Raw genomic sequence first — 19,527 nt, 5'->3', positions numbered from 1 at the left:
CCACACCACCGGACTCACCCCCACCTACACCACAGGACCCACCGCACCCACCACCGACCTCCCCACCTACCCCTTCCAACACCACCACTACTGGCCGCGTACCGCCCCCGCGGCCGGTGACGTCGGGGCGGCGGGGCTGCGCGCGGTCGCACACCCGCACCTGTCGGCGGCTACCGGGCTCGCGGACGGGGGGCTGCTCGTGACCGGGCTGCTCACGGCCGCCGACGCCGCCGGGCTGCCGACCGGAACGGCCCTCGTGGAGTGGGCACTTCGCGCCGCCGACGAGGCGGGAGCGGGCGGCATCGACGAACTCGCCCTGCACACCCCCCTCGTGCCCCCGTCCGGCGGTTCGCTGCGCCTGCAGATCACCCTCGACACCCCCGGCCCCGAGGGACGGCGCGCCTTCCGCGTCGCCGCGCAGCCGGCCGGGGACGGGCCGGACGACCCCTGGACGGTGCACGCGACGGGCACGCTGAGCCCGCCCGCCACGGCGGATCCGGAGCCCGACGCCGTGACCGGCGCGCAGCCCTGGCCGCCCGCCGGGGCCGAGCCGGTGGACCTCGCCACACCGCACGCCTCCGCCGAGGCCGACCACGGCGCCCTCCCCCGCCTGGTGCGGGCGATGTGGCGGTACGACGGCGAGCTGCTCGCCGAGGTGGAGCTGCCGGAGCCGGACGGCGGGGACGCGGAGGACGGTTTCGGCCTCCACCCGGCCCTGCTCGACGCGGCCCTGCACCCCCTCGCCCTCGACGGTGACGGGCCGGTGCTGCTGCCCTTCGCCTGGATCGGCGTGACCCTGCACGCCACCGGCGCCACGTCCGCCCGGGTGCGCGTCCTGGCAGGAGACCAGGACGCGGACGGCGGCCGCACGGTGGGCCTGGTCGTCGCCGACCCGGACGGCGCGCCCGTCCTCACCGCGGACGCGGTCGCGCTGCGCCCCGCGGCGGAGGACGCCGCCCCGGAGACCGCAGGATCCGCGCCCCCGGCGACGCCCCGGCCCGTACGCGCCACGCGCCGCCGGGCGGCGGCGCGGCAGCCCGCGGAAGGGGCGCTGGGCGCGCGGCTGGCCGGGCTGGACACGGCCGGGCAGCACGAGGAGCTGCTCGGGCTGGTGCGGCAGGCGGCCGCCGCGGTGCTGGGGCACGCGTCGCAGGCGGAGGTGCGGCCGGAGGCGGCGTTCAAGGAACTGGGCGTCGACTCGCTGACGGCGGTGAAGCTGCGCGACCGGATCGCCGCCGTGACCGGGCTGCGGCTGCCCGCGACCCTGGTCTTCGACCACCCCACCCCGCAGGCCCTCGCCGCCCATCTGCGCGCCCTGGTGACCGGCGAGGCGGACGGCTCGCCCGCGTCCGCGCGCCGCTTCCGGCCCCGCCGGGGCGCGGACGACGACCCGATCGTGGTGGTGGCGATGGCCTGCCGCTTCCCCGGCGGCCTGACCTCGCCGGAGAAGCTGTGGGAGCTGGTGGAGGCGGGCGGCAGCGTGCTCGGGCCCTTCCCGACGAACCGCGGCTGGGACCTCGACAACCTCTTCCACCCCGACCGCGAGCACCCCGGCACCACGTACGCCTCGCAGGGCGCCTTCCTCTACGACGCCGACGGTTTCGACGCCGCCTTCTTCGGCATCAACCCGCGCGAGGCCCTGGCCATGGACCCGCAGCAGCGGATCGTGCTGGAGACCGCGTGGGAGGCCCTGGAGCGCGCCCGCATCAACCCGCACACGCTCAAGGACAGCCTGACCGGTGTCTACACGGGCGTCATCTACCACGACTACGCGGCGGGCCTGGCGCCCGGCGACCCGCGGCTGGACGGCTACACGATGCTCTCCGGCATCGGCAGCATGATCTCCGGCCGGGTCGCGTACACCCTCGGGCTCCAGGGCCCGGCGGTCACCGTCGACACCGCGTGCTCGTCCTCACTGGTCTCGATGCACCTGGCCGCGCAGGCGCTGCGGCAGGGCGAGTGCGACCTCGCGCTCGCGGGCGGCGTGACCGTCATGTCCACCCCCGACGCCTTCACCGGCTTCTCCCGGCAGGGCGGCCTCGCGCCGGACGGCCGCTGCAAGCCCTTCGCCGCCGCGGCGGACGGTACGGGGCTGAGCGACGGGGCCGGGCTCGTCGTCCTGGAGCGGCTGTCGGACGCGCGGCGCAACGGCCACCGCGTGCACGCCGTGATCCGCGGCTCGGCCGTCAACCAGGACGGCGCCAGCAACGGCCTGACCGCCCCCAACGGCCCCTCCCAGCAGCGCGTCATCGCCCAGGCCCTGGCCACCGCGGGCCTGACCGCCGCCGACGTGGACGCCGTCGAGGCGCACGGCACCGGCACGCGGCTCGGCGACCCGATCGAGGCGCAGGCGATCCTCGCGACCTACGGGCAGGACCGGCCGGACGAGCGGCCGCTGCTGCTCGGCTCGGTCAAGTCCAACATCGGCCACACGCAGGCCGCCGCGGGCATCGCGGGCGTCATCAAGATGATCATGGCCATGCGGCACGGGCGCCTCCCCGCGAGCCTGCACATCGACGCGCCCAGCCCGCACATCGACTGGAGCAGCGGAGCCGTGGAGCTGCTCACGGACACGATCGACTGGCCGGAGACCGGCCGCCCGCGGCGCGTCGGCATCTCGTCCTTCGGCGCCTCGGGCACCAACGCCCACCTCGTCCTCGAACAGGCCCCCGCCGAACCGGAGTTCACACCCGGGGCGGACGGAACCGGGGAACTCGTGCCGTGGGTGCTGTCGGGCCGCGACCCGCAGGCACTGCGAGACCAGGCGACCTCGATCGGCGGATGGCTGGAGGCGGCCGGCGCGCAGGCGCCGGTGGCGGACGTGGGGCGGGCGCTGGCCACCACACGGGCCACCTTCGAACAGCGGGCCGTGCTGCTCGGGCGGGACCGTGCGGACTTCGCCGCCGCGCTGGAGGCTCTGGCCGGTGGCCTGCCGCACGCGGGGCTGGTGACGGCGGCGGGTGCTGTGACGTCCGGGGGGACGGTGTGGCTGTTCTCCGGGCAGGGCAGCCAGCGCAGCGGCATGGGCGCCGAACTCCACGCACGCTTCCCCGTCTTCGCCGAAGCCTTCGACGAGGTCTGCGCCCTCCTGGACCCGCACCTCCACCACCCCCTGCGCGACGTGGTGTTCGACCCCGCCCACGCCGAACTCCTCGACCACACCACCTACACACAGGCCGGACTCTTCGCCCTCCAAATCGCCCTCGCCAAACTCCTCACCACCATGGGACTGAGGCCCGACGCCGTCGCCGGACACTCCATCGGCGAAATCACCGCCGCCCACATCGCAGGCGTCCTCACCCTGGAACACGCCGCCCACCTCGTCGCCACCCGCGCCACCCTCATGGGCGACCTACCCTCCGGCGGCGCCATGGCGACCGTCAACGCGGGGGCGGAGGAGCTCGCCGCGACGCTCGCGGATCACCCCGGGCTGTCCGTCGCCGCGTTCAACACCCCGGTCAACACCGTGCTCTCCGGCCCCGCCGAGCAGATCGCCGCCGCCGTCGAAGAGTGGAAGGAGCAGGGACGTAAAGCGCGCGTCCTCCAGGTCTCGCACGCCTTCCACTCCCCCCTCATGGACCCCGTCCTCGAACCCTTCACCCAAGCCATCACCCACCTGGACTTCCACACCCCCCGCATCCCCCTCATCAGCAACCTCACCGGCCAACCCGCAGGACAAGACATCACCACCCCGGCCTACTGGGCCCAGCACATCCGCCAACCCGTCCACTTCCACCAGACCCTCACCCACCTCGCCCCCCACACCACCCTCTTCCTCGAAATCGGACCCACCCCCGTCCTCACCACAGCCGTCCACCACACCCTCCCCGACACCACCGCACACCCCACCCTCACCGGCAAACAACCCGACACCCACACCCTCGCCCACACACTCGCCACCCTCCACACCACCCACCACCCCCTCAACTGGACACCCTGGTACCCCACAACCGGGAAAACCCCCATCGACCTCCCCACCTACCCCTTCCAACACCAGCCCTACTGGCTCACCGCACGGACCGGCGGTGCGGCCGCCCCGGGCGGCGGGACGGGGATCGACCACCCGGTGCTCTCGTCCGTGGCCGCGCTCGCGGACGGCGGGATGGTGCTGAGCGGGCGCGTCCCGCCCGCCGGGCAGGGCGGCTGGCTCAGCGAGCACGTCATCGCGGGGACGGTCCTGCTGCCGGGCACCGCACTGCTCGAGCTCGCCCTCCAGGCCGCCGAGCAGGCGGGCGGCGCGCGCGTCGAGGAACTGCTGCTGGAGCAGCCGCTCACGCTGCACGAGACCGCGTCGCTGGACGTGCAGGTCGTCGTCGGCGCCCCCGAGGACGACGCCGCCCGCAGCGTGCACGTCTACACCCGCCCGGCGTCCGGCCAGTCGGCGGAATGGGTACGGCACGCCACCGCGACCCTCACCCCGGCGCCGCTCGACGAACCCGAGCCCGACAGCGCCGCCTGGCCACCCCCCGGCGCCCAGCCCGTCGACCTCACCGGCTTCTACGACCGCGCCACCACCGACGGCTACCACTACGGCCCCACCTTCCAAGGCCTGAGCGCCCTCTGGCGTCACGGCGACGACCTCCTCGCGGAGATCTCCCTGCCCGTGACCGACGCCGACACGGACACCCACACCCTCCACCCCGCGCTTCTCGACGCCGCCCTCCACCCCCTCATCGCCGTCACGGACACCGCCCAGGAGGGCGTGTGGCTGCCGTTCTCCTGGAACGGGGTCACCCTGCACGCGACGGGCGCCACGCAGGCGCGGGTCCGGATCAGCCGGCAGGGCGACGGCGGGCGCGGTGTCGTCCTGACCGACGGCGCCGGGCGGCCGATCCTCACCGCCGAGGCCGTCACCACCCGCCCCGCCCGCCTCGCGGCGCCCCGGCAGGCCGTACCCGACGGGCTGTTCGCCCTCCGCTGGACGCCCGCGGCGCCGCTCGCCGACCGCACGCCGGACGCGGACCTCTCCGTGGTTTACGCGGTCGCGGCCACGCACGGGGACGACGAACTGGGCTCCGTCCAAGGCGTGTTGACGCTGCTCCAGGAGTGGCTCGCCGAGCCGAGGGCCGAGCACGAGCGGCTGGTGGTGCTGACGCGCGGTGCGGCCGCCGTGGACGAGGAGTCGGCGGCCGAGCCGGTCGCCGCGGCCGTCGCGGGTCTGGTGCGCAGCGCCCAGACGGAGCACCCGGGCCGTTTCGTCCTGCTCGACCTGGACACCGACGCCGACCTGCCCGCCGATCCCGGGGCGGACCCGCTGATCGCCGACGCGGTGCGCCGCTCGGTCGTCCTCGACGAACCGCAACTCGCCCTGCGCGACGGGCGGATCCTCGTACCCCGGCTGGTCCGCGCTCCCGCCTCGCACGCGCTCGTGCCGTTGCTCGGCCGGGAGGCGTGGCGGCTGGACGCCGCGGGGACGGGCGGCACGGCGACGCTCGACGGGGTGGCGCCGGTGCCCTTCCCGGAGGCGGAACAGCCACTCGCACCAGGGCGGGTGCGGATCGCCGTACGGGCCGCGGGCGTCAACTTCCGTGACGTGCTGATCAGTCTGGGCATGGTGCCGGACCAGACGCGGATCGGCGGCGAGGGCGCGGGCGTCGTGCTGGAGGTGGCTCCGGACGTGACGACGGTGGCGCCGGGCGACCGGGTGATGGGTGTCTTCGACGGTGCCTTCGCGCCGGTCACGGTCGCCGACGCGCACATGGTGACGCGGATGCCGCAGGAGTGGGACTTCGCCCGCGCCGCGGCCGTTCCGGTGGCCTTCCTGACGGCGTGGTACGGCCTGGTGGAGCTGGGCGGGCTCACCGCGGGCGAGCGCGTCCTCATCCACGCGGCGGCAGGCGGCGTCGGCACGGCGGCCGTGCAGATCGCGCGGCACCTCGGCGCTGAGGTCTACGCGACGGCAAGTCCGGCCAAGCACAAGGTGCTTGAGGCGATGGGCATCGACGCCGCCCACCGCGCGTCCTCCCGCGACCTCGACTTCGAGGCGACCTTCCGGGAGAGCGCCGGAAGCATGGACGTCGTCCTCAACAGTCTCGCGGACGCGTACATCGACGCGTCGCTGCGGCTGCTCGGCGAGGGCGGGCGCTTCCTGGAGATGGGCAAGACCGACATCCGCGACCCCGAGCAGGTGGCGAAGGACTTCGGGGCGGTGGACTACCGGGTGTACGACCTGGTCTCGGACGCGGGTCCGGAGCGGGTGGCACGCATGCTCGGCACGCTGGTGGAGCTGTTCGAGCGCGGGGCGCTGACGCTGCCGCCGGTCACGACTTGGCCGCTGGCGCAGGCCCGGCACGCGCTGCGGCACATGAGCCAGGCCAAGCACACCGGCAAGATCGTCCTCACCGTGCCCCCCGCCCTCGACCGCGACGGCACCGTCCTGATCACCGGCGGCACCGGCACCCTCGGCGCGCTGCTGGCCGAACACCTCGTCACCACCTGGAACATCACCCACCTCCACCTCACCAGCCGACGCGGACCCCACGCACCCGGAGCCACCGAACTCACCAAGCGACTCCAGAACCTCGGCGCCACCGTCCACATCACCGCCACCGACGCCACCGACGCCCACGCCGTACGCGCACTCGTCGACGGCATCGACCCCGACCACCCCCTCACCGGCGTCATCCACACCGCGGGCACGACCCACGACGCCGTCCTCACCGCCCAGACCCCGCAGACCCTCGCCGAGGTCTGGACGGCCAAGGCCACCACCGCCGCCACCGTCCACCGCGCCACGCGGCACCTCCCGCTGGCCTTCGTCGCCCACTTCTCGTCCGTCTCGGCCACCCTCGGCAACCCGGGGCAGGCCAACTACGCCGCCGCCAACGCCTACCTCGACGCCCTCGCCACCGACCCCACCGGCCACCCCACCACCTCGATCGCCTGGGGCCTGTGGGCCGCGGCGAGCAGCATCACCGGCAAGCTCGGCGAGGCGGACCTCGCCCGTATGGCCCGCACCGGGGTCACACCGCTGTCCGCCGAGAAGGCCCTCGCGCTCTTCGACGCCGCCCTGGAGCACGGCAGCCCGCAGCTCGCGGCCGTCGGCCTGGACGTCCCCGCGCTCGCCGCGCAGCCCGCGGGCACGCTGCCCGCGGCGATGCGCGGACTGGCCGCGCGGCCGGGCGGGGCCACCCGACGGGCGGCCGCGGCGCAGCAGCAGCCCGACGACTGGGCGGGGCGGCTGGCCGGGCTCCCCGCGGCCGACCGGCGTCAGCAGCTGCTGGCGCTGGTGCGCACCAATGTCGCGACGGTGCTCGGGCACGCCGACGCCGAAGGGGTGCTGGAGCAGACACCGTTCACGGATCTCGGCTTCGACTCGCTGACGGGTGTGGAGCTGCGCAACCGGCTCTCGGCGGCGACCGGGCTGCGGCTGCCGGCGGCGCTCGTCTTCGACTTCCCCTCGGCGGGGGCGCTGGCCGACCACCTGCTCGAACGGCTTCTGCCGGACGGCTCCTCGGCCGCGCGGAGCGGTGCGGACGCGGTGCTCGGCGAGCTGGCGCGGCTGGAAGGCGCGCTCGCGGCGCTGGAGCTGCCCGAGGCGGACGCGCGGGCGGTGACAGGTCGGCTTGAGGGGCTGCTGGCGCAATGGAAGGCGGCGTCCGCGCCGCCGGCCGAGGACAGCGCGGCCGACCGGCTCGCGCTGGCCGGCACCGACGAGGTGCTGGCGTTCATCGACCGGGAGCTGGGCGCCTCCTGACGCCCGGCACACAGCACCAGCAACAACGACCGGGACCAGCACCAGCGACCAGGACCAGGAGCAGGACCGCGGCGCGGGGGACCGAGCACCGCACCGCCGCTGCCGCGGCACCCGCACCGACACCGCCCGCCCCGACACGTGTGGAGGCCGTGACCGACCATGCCCGACGACCAGAGGCTTGTCGACTACCTCAAGCGTGTGGCGACGGATCTGCACGACACGCGGCGGCGGCTGCGCGAGGTGGAGGACCGGGACCGCGAGCCGGTCGCGATCGTCGCGATGTCCTGCCGTTTCCCCGGCGGGGTGGCGTCGCCGGAGGAGCTGTGGGAGCTGGTGGCCGGCGGCGGGGACGCGGTCGGGCCCTTCCCCGCCGACCGCGGCTGGGACCTGGCGGGGCTGTACCACCCGGACCCGGACCACCCGGGGACGACGTACACCCGGGAGGGCGGCTTCCTGCACGACGCCGACCGGTTCGACGCGGGCTTCTTCGGGATCAGCCCGCGCGAGGCGCTGGCCGTCGATCCGCAGCAGCGCAAGCTGCTGGAGGTGGCCTGGGAGCTGTTCGAGCGCGCGAACCTGGACGCGACGGGCCTGCGCGGCAGCCGTACCGGCGTCTTCGTCGGGGCGGCGACCATCGGCACGACGACGTCGGGCGCCCCCGTGCTCAAGGAGTCCGAGGGCTACGCGGGCGCGGCGCCGAGCATGCTGTCGGGGCGCCTGTCGTACACCTTCGGTCTCGAAGGCCCGGCGCTGACGGTGGAGACGGCGTGCTCCGCGTCGCTGGTGGCGATGCATCTGGGGATGCAGGCGCTGCGCCGCGGCGAGTGCTCGCTCGCTGTGGCGGGCGGGGTGACGATCATGGCGACGCCCGCGGTCTTCACCGGTTTCGCGCGGCAGCGCGCGCTGTCCGCGGACGGCCGCTGCAAGCCCTTCGCGGCGGCCGCCGACGGCACCGGCTGGGGCGAGGGCGCCGGGCTCGTCCTGCTCGAACGCCTCTCCGACGCCCGCCGCAACGGCCACCCGGTGCTCGCCGTCGTCCGCGGCTCCGCCGTCAACCAGGACGGCGCGAGCAACGGCATCACCGCGCCCAACGGCCCGTCCCAGCAGCGCGTCATCCGCCAGGCGCTGGTCTCCGCGGGCCTGTCGTCCGCCGAGGTGGACGCGGTGGAGGCGCACGGCACGGGCACCCGGCTCGGCGACCCGATCGAGGCGGACGCGCTGCACGCGACCTACGGGACGCAGCGGCCCGCGGACCGGCCACTGCTGCTCGGCTCGGTCAAGTCCAACATCGGGCACACGCAGGCCGCCGCGGGCGTGGCGGGCGTCATCAAGACGGTGATGGCGATCCGGCACGGCGTCTTCCCGGCGACGCTGCACGTCGACGCTCCGACCCCGCACGTGGACTGGACGTCGGGGGCCGTTCGGCTGGTGACCGAGCCGGTGGAGTGGCCGCGCACCGACCACCCGCGGCGCGCCGGGGTGTCGTCGTTCGGCGTCTCGGGCACCAACGCGCATCTGATCGTGGAGGAGGCCCCCGAGCCGGCCGCGCCGGACGAGGACCCGGCCGGTGCGGACGCCGCCGCGGCCCCGGCGGCGGTGCGGAGCACGCTGGTGCCGTGGGTGCTGTCCGCGCGGGACGCCGCCGCGCTGACGGAGCAGGCGCGCAACCTCGCCGGGTGCGAGGAGGACGTGGCCGTGGCCGGCCGGGTGCTCGCCACCGGGCGGGCCCGGTTCGAACAGCGTGCCGTCGTGCTCGGCGCCGACCGGGCGGAACTGCGCGCCGGGCTCGCCCGGTTGGCCGCGGGCGAGCCCGACCCGGCGGTCGTGACGGGCACGGCCGGTGCCACCGGCCCCGGCCCGGTCCTCGTCTTCCCCGGCCAGGGCGCCCAGTGGCCCGGTATGGGCCGCGAACTCCTCGACTGCTCACCGGTCTTCGCCGCCCGGGTCGCGGAGTGCGAGCGGGCGCTCGCGCCGTACGTCGACTGGTCGCTGACCGATGTGCTGCGCGGCGCGGGCACGGCAGGGGCCCCGCACCGCGAGGACGTCATCCAGCCCGCGCTGTGGGCCATGCACGTCTCGCTGGCCGCAGTGTGGCAGAGCTTCGGCGTCACCCCGGCGGCCGTCGTCGGGCACTCCCAGGGCGAGGTCGCCGCGGCGTGCGTGGCCGGGGCGCTGGGCCTGGACGACGCGGCGCGGATCATCGCGCTGCGCGGCCGGGCGCTCGGCCCGCTCATCGGGCACGGCGCGATGGCGTCGCTCACGCTCGGCGCGCGGGACACCGGGGAGCTGATCGCCGCCCTGGGCCCGGCCGCCGCGGACGTCGCCGTCGCCGCCGTCAACGGGCCGCGCTCCACCGTGGTCTCGGGCCCGCCCGCGGGTGTGGCCGCAGTGCTGGCCGGGGCGGAGGAGCGCGGCGCACGCACCCGGACGATCGACGTCGAGTACGCCTCCCACGGCCCGCACGTGGACCGCGTCCGCGACGACATCATGTCGGCGCTGAACGGCGTGACGCCCGCCGAGTCGGCTGTCGCCTTCTACTCCACCGTCACCGCGGAGCGGCTCGGCACCACCGCGCTGGACACCGGCTACTGGTTCGACAACCTGCGCCGCCCGGTCCGTTTCGCCGACACCGTGGCCCGGCTGCTGGCCGACGGCTACCGCACCTTCGTCCAGTGCAACCCGCACCCGGTGCTGGCGTCGAGCCTCCAGGAGATCTTCGAGGACGCCGGGACGGCCGCCACCGCGCTGGCAACCCTGCGGCGCGACAACGGCGGTGAACGGCAGCTCGCCGTCGCGCTCGCGGAGGCGCACACGTCCGGCCTGGACGTCGACTGGCGCGCGTGGCTGGGCGGGGACGCCCGGCCGGGGCGTCCCGTCGCCCTGCCCACCTATCCCTTCCAGCGGCGCCGCTACTGGGTGCCCGCCGGGACGGCCGGGACGGGGGACGTGTCCGCCGCCGGGGTCCGCACGGTGGACCACCCGCTGCTGCCCGCCGCGGTGCCGCTGCCGGACGGCGGGCTGGTGCTGACCGGACGGCTGCGCGGCGGCCCCGGCTCCGGCTGGCTCGCCGACCACGCGGTCGGCGGCACCGCCCTGCTCCCGGGCGCCGCGCTCGTCGAGTGGGCGCTCCAGGCCGCCCACGAGGCCGGGTGCGGCGGGGTCGAGGACCTCGCGCTCCAGGTGCCGGTCGTGCTGCCGGAGGCGGGTGCGCTGCGGGTACGCGTGACCGCGGGCCCCGCCGACACCGCGGGGCGGCGCACCGTCGAGGTGCACACCTGCCAGGACGGCGCCGACACGCCCGCGCCCGACGCCTGGGTGCGGCACGCCGAGGGCACCCTCGCACCCGCGGCCGAGCCCGCCCCCGCGCCGGACCCGGCGGGCGCGTGGCCGCCGCCGACCGCGCAGCCGCTGGACGTCGCAGGCCTCTACGGGCGGGCCGCCGCGGACGGTTACGGCTACGGTCCCGCCTTCCGCGGCCTGACGGCGGCCTGGCGGGACGGCCACGACCTGCTGGGCGAGGCCCTGCTCCCCGAGGCCGCCGGGGAGGGCGCCGACCGCTTCGGCATCCACCCGGCGCTGCTGGACGCGGCCCTGCACCCGGCGCTGCTCGCCCCGGAGGGCCGCCCGGCGGCCGGACCCGGCGAGGTGTGGCTGCCCTTCGCCTGGAGCGGTGTGACGGTGTGGGCGACGGGCGCGCGGCGCGTCCGCGTCCGCCTCTCCCCCGCCCCCGGCGGACGCCGCCTCACCCTCACCGACCCCACGGGCGCCTCGGTGCTGTCCGCCGAGTGCGTCGCCGTACGGCCCGCGCGGGCCGCGGAGTTGCGGGCGGCGGGCGAGCGGGCGGTGGAGGGACTCTTCGCGGTGGAATGGACGCCGCTGCCTGCGGCGGCGGAGGAGACCGCACCGGAGACGTCCTGGGCCGAGGTGGGCGCCGCTGCCCACGGGCCGCTTCCGGCGGACCACGACGATCCGTGGACGGCGAACGCGGACGCCGCGGGCACGGCGAACGCGGCCCCTGCGAACACGGCGAACGGCGACACCGGCCAGGACGCGGTGCGGGCCCCCCGGCCCGCGCGCACCCCCGCCACTCCCGCCACTCCCGGCGCGCCCGCACGCGCCGGCGCCACGGCCTCCGGCCCCGAACCCGACGCCACCGCCCCGGACGGCACCGTGCCGGGCCACGCGGGGCCCGGCACGGACGCTGCGGCCGGTGCGGACGCACGCGCGGCGAACGACCCGGACGGCACCGCGGGCCCCGGCACGGATCCTGTCACGGGCGCGGGCGTACCGGCGGTGAACGACCCGGACAACAACACCGGCCCCGGCACGGGCACCGCCGCCGGTACGCGCGCACGGGCGGTGCACGCCCCCGGCGTCCACCGCGACCTCGGTGCGCTGCTCGCCGCCGTGGACGCGGGCGCCGAGCTGCCGCGGCTCGTCCTTCACCGTGTCCCGGAGGACGCGGACGGCGGGCCGGGGGCCGCGGAAGGCGTGCTGGCCCTGGTCCAGGCGTGGCTGGCCGAGGACCGCTGGGAGGGCTCGCGGCTGGTGCTGGTGACCCGGGGGGCGGTCGCGACGGGTGAGGGCGATCCGGCCGCGGAGCCGGGCGGCGCCGCGGTGTGGGGTCTGGTGCGCGCGGTGCAGGCCGAACACCCGGGGCGCGTCGCCCTCGTGGACCTGGCGGCGGACGACGACGGCCTGGCCGCCGCCGTACGGGCGTGCGCGCAGTCCGACGAGCCGCAGGCGGCCCTGCGCGCGGGCGAAACGCTCGTCCCGCGCCTGGTCCGTACGGCCGCCCCGGCGGCGGACGGCCCGGTGGACCTGTCCGGCGGCACCGTGGTGGTGTCGGGCGGGACCGGCGTGCTGGGCGGGGTGATCGCCGAGCACCTGGCGCGCACGTACGGCGCCCGGCACCTGCTGCTGCTCTCGCGGCGCGGCGCCGACGCGCCGGGGGCGGCCGAACTGCTGGCCCGTATCGCGGAGTCGGGGGCCGGGGCCGAGGCCGTGGCGGTCGATGTCGCCGACCGGGCGGCGCTCGCCCGCGTCCTCGGCGCGGTCCCGGACGACCGTCCGCTGATCGGCGTCGTGCACGCCGCGGGCGTGATCGACGACGCCCTCGTGGAGTCCTGGGACGCCGCGCGTCTGGCCCGGGTGTGGGCGCCGAAGGCCACCGCGGCGCGGCATCTGGACGACCTGACCCGTACGGCGCCGCTGCGGCTCTTCGCGGTCTTCTCCTCGGCCTCCGGCGTCGTCGGCAACGCCGGGCAGGCCGGATACGCCGCCGCCAACGCGTGGACGGACGCCCTCGTGGAGCGGCGGCGCGCGGCGGGGCTGCCGGGCACGGGCATCGCGTGGTCGCTGTGGGAGCAGACCTCGGCCATGACCGGGCACCTCACGGGGGCGGGCATGTCCCGGCTCGGCTCGCTCGGCATGCGCCCGCTGGCGACCGCGCACGGGCTGCGGCTCTTCGACGCCGCGCTGCGCACCGCCCACCCGGTGGTGGTGGCCGCCGACCTCGACACGGGGCGGCTCGGACCGGACGGCCCGGCGGTGCTGCGCGCGCTGGCCCGCCCGGCCCGGCGCCGCGCCGCGGACCTCGACGGGACCGCGGGCCCCGCGCTGACCGGGCAACTGGCCGGTCTGGACGCGGCGGAGCAGCGGGCACTGCTGCTCTCGACGGTGCGCAGGACCGCGGCCGTCGTGCTGGGCCACTCCTCGGAGACCGCCGTGCGCGACGGCACCGCCTTCAAGGAGCTGGGCTTCGACTCGCTCACAGCGGTGGAGCTGCGCAACCGGCTCGCGACGGCGACGGGCCTGCGGCTGCCCGCGACCCTGGTCTTCGACCACCCCACCCCACAGGCCCTCGCCGACGAACTGGCCGCGCGCCTGTCCGCCGGGACGGCCGCCGCGGTACGGGCCCCGGTCCGGCCCGCCGCCCGTACGGCCGAGGACCCGATCGCGGTGGTGGCGATGGCGTGCCGCTTCCCGGGCGGGGTGACCTCGCCGGAGGACCTGTGGGACCTGGTCGCGGCGGGCCGCGAGGTGCTGGGCCCCTTCCCCACGAACCGCGGCTGGGACCTGGACACCCTCTTCCACCCCGACCCCGACCACCCGGGGACGAGTTACGCGTCGCAGGGCTCGTTCCTCTACGACGCCGACGGTTTCGACGCGGCCTTCTTCGGCATCAACCCGCGTGAGGCCCTGGCCATGGACCCGCAGCAGCGGGTGATCCTGGAGACGGCGTGGGAGGTGCTGGAGCGCGCCCATATCGACCCGACGAGCCTCAAGGACAGTCTGACCGGCGTCTACACGGGCGTCATGTACCACGACTACGGCACCGGTCTGCCGCCCGGCGACCCGCGCCTGGACGGTTACGGCAACCTGGCCGGGACCAGCAGCATCATCGCGGGCCGGATCGCGTACACCCTCGGGCTCCAGGGCCCGGCCGTCACCGTCGACACCGCGTGCTCGTCCTCGCTCGTCACCATCCACCTGGCGGCGCAGGCGCTGCGGCAGGGCGAGTGCGACCTCGCGCTCGCGGGCGGGGTGACCGTCCTCGCCACGCCGGACGTCTTCACGGGCTTCTCCCGGCAGCGCGGCCTCGCGCCCGACGGGCGCTGCAAGCCCTTCGCGGCGGCCGCCGACGGCACCGGCTTCGGCGACGGCGCCGGACTCGTCCTGCTGGAGCGCCTGTCGGACGCGCGGCGCAACGGCCACCGCGTCCTGGCGCTGCTGCGCGGCTCGGCCGTCAACCAGGACGGCGCCAGCAACGGCCTGACCGCCCCCAACGGCCCCTCCCAGCAGCGCGTCATCCGCCAGGCCCTCGCGGCGGCGGGTCTGCGACCGTCCGACGTGGACGCCGTCGAGGCGCACGGCACGGGCACGAAGCTCGGCGACCCGATCGAGGCGCAGGCGGTCATGGCCACCTACGGGCAGGAGCGCGAACAGCCTCTGCTGCTGGGCTCGATCAAGTCCAACATCGGCCACACGCAGGCCGCCGCGGGTGTCGCCGGGGTCATCAAGATGGTCATGGCCATGCGGCACGGGCGACTGCCCGCGAGTCTCCATGTCGACGAACCGACACCGCACGTGGAATGGACCGGCGGCGTCGAACTGCTCACGCAGGCCGTGGACTGGCCCGCCACCGGACGCCCGCGCCGCGCCGCCGTCTCCTCGTTCGGCGCCTCGGGCACCAACGCCCATCTCGTCCTCGAACAGGGGGACGCGGAGCCGGAGTTCGCGCCGGGAGCCGACGGGAGCGGGGAACTCGTCCCGTGGCCGGTCTCGGCCCGCACGGACGAAGCACTGCACGCCACAGCCGCGGCGCTCGGCCGGCACCTCGCGGCGGACGGCACGTCACCGGACACGGCAGCGGTCGGGCGGGCGCTCGCGACGACCCGGGCGGTCTTCGAACGCCGCGCCGTCGTCCTCGGGCGGAACCGTGCGGACTTCGCCGCCGCGCTGGAGGCACTGGCCGGTGGCCTGCCGCACGCGGGGCTGGTGACCGGAACAGCCGCACCCGGGCGGACGGTGTGGCTGTTCTCCGGGCAGGGCAGCCAGCGCAGCGGCATGGGAGCCGAACTCCACGCCCGCTTCCCCGTCTTCGCCGACGCCTTCGACGAGGTCTGCACCCTCCTCGACCCCCACCTCCACCACCCCCTGCGCGACGTGGTGTTCGACCCCGAGCACGCAGAACTCCTCGACCACACCACCTACACCCAGGCCGGACTCTTCGCCCTCCAGATCGCCCTGGCAAAACTCCTGAGCACCATGGGGCTGAGGCCCGACGCCGTCGCCGGGCACTCCATCGGCGAGGTCACCGCCGCCCACATCGCAGGCGTCCTCACCCTGGAACACGCCGCCCACCTCGTCGCCACCCGCGCCACCCTCATGGGCGACCTGCCCCCCGGCGGCGCCATGGCCGCGCTGGAGGCCACGCCCGAGGAAGCCGCCGCCCTCCTCTCCGCTCACGGGGGCGAAGTCGGCGTGGCCGCGTACAACACACCGACGAGCACGGTGATCTCAGGTCCGGCAGCCCTCGTGAAAGCCCTCGCGGCGGAATGGAAGGAGCGGGGGCGTAAGGCGCGTGTCCTCCAGGTCTCGCACGCCTTCCACTCCCCCCTCATGGACCCCGTCCTCGAACCCTTCACCCAAGCCATCACCCACCTGGACTTCCACACCCCCCGCATCCCCCTCATCAGCAACCTCACCGGCCAACCCGCAGGACAAGACATCACCACCCCGGCCTACTGGGCCCAGCACATCCGCCAACCCGTCCACTTCCACCAGACCCTCACCCACCTCGCCCCCCACACCACCCTCTTCCTCGAAATCGGACCCACCCCCGTCCTCACCACAGCCGTCCACCACACCCTCCCCGACACCACCGCACACCCCACCCTCACCGGCAAACAACCCGACACCCACACCCTCGCCCACACCCTCGCCACCCTCCACACCACCCACCACCTCCTCAACTGGACACCCTGGTACCCCAAAAACAGCACCCCCACCGACCTCCCCACCTACCCCTTCCAACACCAGCCCTACTGGCTCACCCCCGACCGCAGCGTGCCCGCCGCCCCAGGTGGCACCGCCCTCGGTCACCCCCTCCTCCGCGCCCTCGCCCCGCTCGCGGACGGCGGCCTGCTGCTGACCGGGCAGGTGCCCGCGGCCGACAGCGAGGGGTGGACCGGCGAGCACACGGTGGCCGGGGCCGCGCTGCTGCCGGGCACCGCACTCGTCGATCTCGCGCTGTCCGCGGCCCAGCACACCGCCTCGCCCCACCTGGCGGAACTCGTCCTCCAGCAGCCGCTGGCCCTGCACCCCGAGCAGGCGCTGCCGCTCCAGCTCATCGTGGGTCCCGCCGACGAGAACGGCCGCCGCACGCTGGACGTCTACACGCGCCCGCCGTCCGAACCGGCGGCTCAGTGGACACGGCACGCCACCGCCACCCTCGCTGCCCAAGCCGACGAGCCCGAGCCCGAGCCCGACGACGCCACTTGGCCACCCCCCGGCGCCCAGCCCGTCGACCTCACCGGCTTCTACGACCGGGCCACCTCCCAGGGCTACCACTACGGCCCCACCTTCCAGGGCCTGCACACCCTCTGGCGACACGGCGACGACCTCCTCGCCGAGGTCACCCTCCCCCCGGCCGACACGGACGCGCACACCGTCCACCCCGCACTCCTCGACGCCGCCCTCCACCCCCTCATCGCGACCGCGGGGAAGCCCGCGGGCGAGATCTGGCTCCCCTTCAGCTGGAGCGGGGTCGTCCTGCACGCCACGGGCGCTACCGATGTGCGGGTCCGCATCACGCCGCGCGGCGACGACGAATACCGAGTCGTCCTCAGCGACGCCGCCGGCCGCCCGGTGCTCACCGCCGACGCCCTCACCAGCCGCCCGGTGGACACCGCCCGCCTGCACGTCCCGCGCGGCCGGGGCGACGGGCTCCACCGCGTGCACTGGACGCCCCTGCCGCTGCCGCCCGTAGCCGTGCCGGACACCGACTGGGCACTCGTCGGCGACGACGGTACGTACGCCGAGGCGCTTCCCGCAGCCGCCCGCCACCCCGACCTCGGGGCGCTCGTCGCGGCCCTCGACGGCGGCGCGCCCGTACCGTCCGTCGTGCTGCGCCACACGCCGCGGGCGGAGGGGGACGACGCCGGGCCGACGGCCGATGTGCTGACGGCCGCGCAGGAGTGGCTGGCCGAGCCGCGCTTCGCCGGGTCGCGGCTGGTGGTCGTCACACGGCACGGCACCGCGGCGGTGGAGCCGGGTACGGAGGGACCGGACGGCGGGGTCGTCGATCCCGCGACGGCGGCCGTGTGGGGGCTGGTGCGCAGCGCGCAGTCCGAGCACCCGGACCGCTTCGCCCTCCTCGACCTGGACGACACCGATCCGGCGCCCGGCCTCGTCGCCCTGCTGGGCGCGGCCTTCGCGGCGGACGAGGGGCAGGTGGCGCTGCGTGGCGGTACGGCCCTGGTGCCGCGGCTGGTGGAGACGCGGGAGGCGGCCGGGATCGCGCTGCCCGTGAAGGCCCCGGCGTGGCAGCTCGTCGTGGCCGAGGAGCAGACGGGAACGGTCGACGACCTGGTCGCGGAGGAACGCCCGGAGGCGCTGGAGCCGCTGGGCCCGGGTCAGGTGCGGATCGGCGTGCGCGCGGCGGGCGTCAACTTCCGCGACGTGATGGTGACTTTCGGCGTCGTGCCCGACCGGCGCGGGCTGGGCGGCGAGGGCGCGGCGGTGGTGCTGGAGACGGCGCCGGACGTGACGTCGGTGGCGCCCGGCGACCGCGTACTCGGCCTGTTCGAGGGCGCGTTCGGGCCCGTCACGGTGGCCGACTCGCGCTCGCTCGTCGCCGTACCGTCCGGCTGGACGGACGCGCAGGCGGCCGCCGTGCCGATCGCGTTCCTGACGGCGTGGTACGGCCTGGTGGAGCTGGGCGGTCTCGCCGCGGGCGAGCGCGTCCTCGTCCACGCCGCCACCGGCGGCGTGGGCACGGCGGCCGTGCAGATCGCGCGGCATCTCGGCGCCGAGGTCTACGCGACCGCAAGTCCCGCCAAGCACAAGGCGCTTGAGGCGATGGGCATCGACGCCGCCCACCGGGCGTCCTCCCGCGACCTCGACTTCGAAGCGGCCTTCCGGGAGAGCGCCGGGAGCGTGGACGTCGTTCTCAACTGCCTAGCCGGGGACTTCACCGACGCCTCGCTGCGGCTGCTCGGCGCGGGCGGGCGCTTCCTGGAGATGGGCAAGACCGACATCCGCGACCCCGAGCAGGTCACCGCGGCCCACCCCGGCATCCGGTACGAGGCCTACGACCTGGTGGGCCATGCGGGACCGGTCCGGATCGCCGCCATGCTCCGCACCCTCGCCGGGCTCTTCGCGCAGGGCGCGCTGACGCCCCCGCCGGTCACGACCTGGCCGCTGGACCGGGCCCGGCAGGCACTTCGGCACATGAGCCAGGCCAGGCACACCGGCAAACTCGTCCTCACCGTCCCGCCCGCGCTGAACCCGGACGGCACCGTCCTGATCACCGGCGGCACCGGCACCCTCGGCGCACTACTGGCCGAACACCTCGTCACCACCTGGAACATCACCCACCTCCACCTCACCAGCCGACGCGGACCCCACGCACCCGGAGCCACCGAACTCACCACGCGACTGCGCGACCTCGGCGCCACCGTCCACATCACCGCCACCGACGCCACCGACCCCCACGCCGTACGCACACTCGTCGAAGGCATCGACCCCGACCACCCCCTCACCGGCGTCGTGCACACCGCCGGGGTCACGGAGGACGGCGTGCTCACCGCCCAGACCGCCGAGGCGCTGGGCCGGGTCTGGGCCCCGAAGGCCACCGCTGCGGCGGTCCTGCGGCAGGCCACCGCGCGGCTGCCGCTCGCCTTCTTCGCCGTCTACTCCTCCGTCGCCGGCACCCTCGGCAACCCGGGGCAGGCCAACTATGCCGCCGCCAACGCCTACCTCGACGCCCTCGCCGCCCGCCGCACCGGCGACCGCCCCGCCACCTCGGTCGCCTGGGGCCTGTGGGCGACCACCAGCGCCCTGACCGGCAAGCTCACCGCGACCGACCTCGCCCGGATGACCCGTACGGGCGTCACCCCGCTCGCCACCGGGAAGGCCCTCGCGCTCTTCGACGCGGCGCTCGCCGCGGGTGAACCGCACGTGGTCGCCGCCGAGTTCGACCTCGCGGCGGTGGCGGGCGGACCCGCAGAGGCGCTGCCGCCGATGGCCCCGCAAGCTGACGCCCATCGCGGACGCGGTGCGGGCGGTGGCCCTCGACCTGGAGCGCTCGGGCGAAGCGCCGTGAC

General features: G+C 75.9%; 2 protein-coding genes. Both read left to right on the top strand.

Annotated features, from left to right (window positions below):
• Positions 1-199 precede the first annotated feature (199 nt).
• Positions 200-7,696: an SDR family NAD(P)-dependent oxidoreductase gene (locus ACWERV_RS35250; RefSeq protein ID WP_452940850.1), complete on the top strand. Its 7,497-nt coding sequence runs from the start codon at positions 200-202 to the stop codon at positions 7,694-7,696.
• 159 nt (positions 7,697-7,855) lie between these two features.
• Positions 7,856-19,527 (top strand): SDR family NAD(P)-dependent oxidoreductase (locus ACWERV_RS35245; RefSeq protein ID WP_452940848.1); only part of this gene is annotated, 11,672 nt, incomplete at its 3' end.

The organism is Streptomyces sp. NPDC004031 (assembly GCF_053604375.1).
The sequence above is the reverse complement of the archived record's forward strand: the minus strand, read 5'-3'. Positions and strand labels throughout refer to the sequence as shown.